Source organism: Chitinivibrionales bacterium, assembly GCA_014728215.1.
In the GTDB taxonomy this organism is placed as follows: Bacteria; Fibrobacterota; Chitinivibrionia; order Chitinivibrionales; family WJKA01; genus WJKA01.
This window is the reverse complement of sequence record WJLZ01000091.1, coordinates 1-3,239: the sequence shown is the minus strand read 5'-3', so window position 1 is coordinate 3,239 and position 3,239 is coordinate 1. Positions and strand designations below refer to the sequence as shown.

The following is a 3,239-nucleotide window of genomic DNA, read 5'->3' as shown; positions in this document are numbered from 1 at the left end:
AGACTGCAGGCTTGTGTCGATCACGGCGCCGTCGACCGACCATTCCACCGAGAAGCTTTTATTCGGATCAACAGATTCGGTGTATTTGCGAAGCTGTACTGCAATTTTATCACCAACGGAATAGAGAGAATCGCCGGCGATCCGGTAGGGATTGACAATATTAACTGTTATAGCAGCAGAGTCAGTCCGCTGGTTGGGGCGGGTCCCGGTGATCGTAACCGTGCCCTGATACGGCTGCGTGAAATAGAGGGTGATTGTCGAATCGGTAAGCATGTCTTCGAACAATGTTGTATCGAGGATGCTTGTGGGTGAGGCGATTTCAATTAATTCGAAGGTATCTTTGCCGGTTGCATAGGTGCGGGTGTAGGGAGTGAATATCTCCTGCTCTGTGCCGGGGAACGGGGTGAGTGTGAGGGAGTAGTCGCCGTGGTAAAGCGGATCTATAGGATTTGAATTAGTATATTTTGCGCATTTCATAAGAAGAAAGGTGCACAATAGGATGATATATATATGTATAGATCTTGATTTCATTAAACATTGACTTAAAATATAAAGGTTATGCCCAAACCTGCAGCGCTTATCAGTGATAATAGTGCCCCAGCATTCCGCCATTTAACCGCATTATCGCGGTTGTCACGATACGCGACTGCATTGGAAATATTCACGTCTTCATCAAGGTATTTTTGGTTGTATTTCTCCGCAGTGGTGTGCCCGCCAACCCAGATAGATAGTCCGGAGGCTAAAAAAGTGCCGACAGCGATTCGCACAGGAATTTTCCACGAGATTCCCTTGTTCTCTTTAGCAGCAGAAGAACCAGCGGTCTCTTTTTCATTGTTAGTATGGTTATAACTACCTTCTCTTTTCCAGGTATAATCAACCGGTACCCCCTCGACATGCTCAACAATACGCCCGGCCCTTGTCAGAGTAGCATACCCGTTTTTTCTGAACACAACGTCTTTCAGGGTAATCTCGGTGCCGTTTGACTCAATGTCCAGCCCGAACGTGCTGTATTCAACTCTTGCATTTGAAAGCACGATTTCTTCAGCGTCGGCAGGTACTTTAATACCGTTCCAGTCAAAGGGCTCGGGCGTTGAACCGGATAAGGGGTCCCGGGTCGAAGTGAAAAGTACCACACTATCCGCGGTACCTTCGCAGATCAATTTCCCTCGTACAATGATTCCGGTAAACGGTTCGAACCGTATTGTGCTGCCGGCAGCAAAAGAAAGCTCTGTGCCGGGGAGAATGTGGATGTTACCGGAGACAACGTAGTTGTCGGAACCATAGTGGCCGGAGAGTTCGCCGGTCAGGTAGGTAACGGGGAAGCAGGGGAGAGAAATGATTATGATATAGTAATAAAAAAAGTACTTCATCTTTTATGATTTATTAATCTTATTATTTTAGCAATCATTCAAATTAGGACGCAAATTAATTCCTTTTGCCAAGCCATTTTCAATAACTATGTAAAGTGCCCATCTGTAATCAAATAGCTCCTTGTCTTCATCTGTTGGTTTTTCTGAGATATAAAGCATCAGATTTTCTGATTGCCTGAACGGTGTCCCAAGGATATTTATAATGTTTTCTTTTGACATTCCTTTTGACATTCCTAAAATATTTTGGAATTCTCCCCAGAAGTCATATTGCCGTGCGTAGATATTATAAAATGATCCGAATTCGGTAATGTTGTTCGAATAGCACCTTTTATGTATCTTTTCTCCAGTACATTCGTTCATCCCATATGAGCTATCAAAAACAAGCTCCCCCTTGTGATATTCAGAAAGAAAATTTTCGATTTCATTTGTACTAATTCTTTTTGTTTGTTTATATTCCTCGGAGAGTGATTCTTCCGATGCAGTAATTTCACTAAAAAAAGTTGAACATAATTTATCATTTTTTATCTCGATTTTTTTATTTTGAGGCGTTGATTGAAGAGAGGCTTCATCATTCCTTTGATTTTCTTTTTTGTGGGAAGAACAAAAGTTCAGCGAAATGGCCAAAAGGATCAAAATTGGAAAGAGCTTGGTTTGCATAAGACATTATCCTTTCTTCAGCAGGTTAAACATTTTCTCTCCACTTAATGATTCTGGTGATTTACAGAAAAAGGAATCTTTAAGGTAGGTAGAATTATATGATCTCACATCAATATGAACCCAGGTCGTTGCTAAAGCCTCATTAGGTTTTGTGGCTTTTGATGGTTCCATGGATAACTTATTCGATTCGTTCCATCTGATTTGCGCGGACATTTTTTCTTTGCACAAAGTTCTTACTTTATCGCAAAGTTTTTGATTTGTTGAAGCATCAGAAGGTCTATACCATTGGTTTGAAGAATTCATAGTAGCTATATGTATATCGACGGCTTTTCCCATGTGGTTTGTTGAGGTTCGACCTTTTTGAGCATTTCGATCGTGGCAACGGTAACCATCATAAAGTATGTGAATTTTCATTTTAGGATCATTCTCTGATTCCAAATAAAAAGATAGTGCCCTTATTGCCCATAAAAGAGACCTATGGACACCTGGATATTCATATTTATGAAAGGCCTCCGCTTTAATGTTATTTTTAAATTCATTTCTATGACGAGCTTTTCCAAATCCGCCACAAAAAGTACACTTGCACTTCAAATCGTCAAAATTAATTGAGTATTTTTCGCCGAATTCGTCAATCGCCTTGGCAGTTTCTTCATCAACCCTTCCAGTCGGGCTTTCCATTTTCATGTAATCCTTTTGAAATTGCTTTACTTTAGATTCCGTTAAGTCGTCAAACGTATCTGAAGGAACCCCTCCGCCAAACCCAGCCAGCCGAATATTGATCTCTTCAACAATTTTCCCCTTATCTCCTTTCTTTATAGCATTTTCCTTCGGAACTTTCCCGCCTTTTGCCGCAATCCTTTGCGCAAACTCCAATGTCTCAGACCCAAGCTCCCCCTCCTTATGCCCGGTAAGCTTTTCCCCGACATCGGTAAGGACGCCGTTAATAATAAACTGCCCTTTAGCGGCCCATTTCTGGAATAGTTTGACCCCGGCTTCCAATTTATCGAAAAACCAGCCGTCGGTTTCACCCGAGTACGCGTCTATTTTCTTCAAATTCTCCTGGGCCTGCTGGACAGGATTGCCTTCCTTGTACTTTTCTTCACCTTTCGAGCCCTTACCTTTCGCAACAGCTTCATCGTCAAAATCACCGTGCTTCAAAACGACCGAAACAGGCTTTGTATACCCCTTCTCAAGCCAGAGATTGATCTCTTT

Annotated in this window: 4 protein-coding genes; all 4 read right to left on the bottom strand. The window is 42.1% G+C overall.

What is annotated here, in order from left to right; translation table 11 throughout:
• On the bottom strand, nt 1-477 hold a 477-nt coding region (locus GF401_07125), incomplete at its 3' end, for a hypothetical protein (GenBank protein ID MBD3344819.1).
• Between the two features lie 65 nt (nt 478-542).
• A complete protein-coding gene (locus GF401_07120; GenBank protein MBD3344818.1) occupies nt 543-1,370 on the bottom strand; it encodes a hypothetical protein in 828 nt (275 codons plus the stop codon).
• Between the two features lie 27 nt (nt 1,371-1,397).
• On the bottom strand, nt 1,398-2,027 hold the full coding sequence (locus tag GF401_07115; GenBank protein ID MBD3344817.1) for a hypothetical protein: 630 nt from the start codon (nt 2,025-2,027) through the stop codon (nt 1,398-1,400).
• A gap of 6 nt (nt 2,028-2,033) precedes the next feature.
• Nucleotides 2,034-3,239 (bottom strand): hypothetical protein (locus tag GF401_07110; protein ID MBD3344816.1); only part of this gene is annotated, 1,206 nt, incomplete at its 5' end.

Excerpts from the sequence above, each read along its gene's own strand:
- GF401_07120 (MBD3344818.1), bottom strand. The coding sequence starts at position 1,370 with ATGAAGTACTTTTTTTATTACTATATCATAATCATTTCTCTCCCCTGC.
- GF401_07115 (MBD3344817.1), bottom strand. The coding sequence starts at position 2,027 with ATGCAAACCAAGCTCTTTCCAATTTTGATCCTTTTGGCCATTTCGCTG.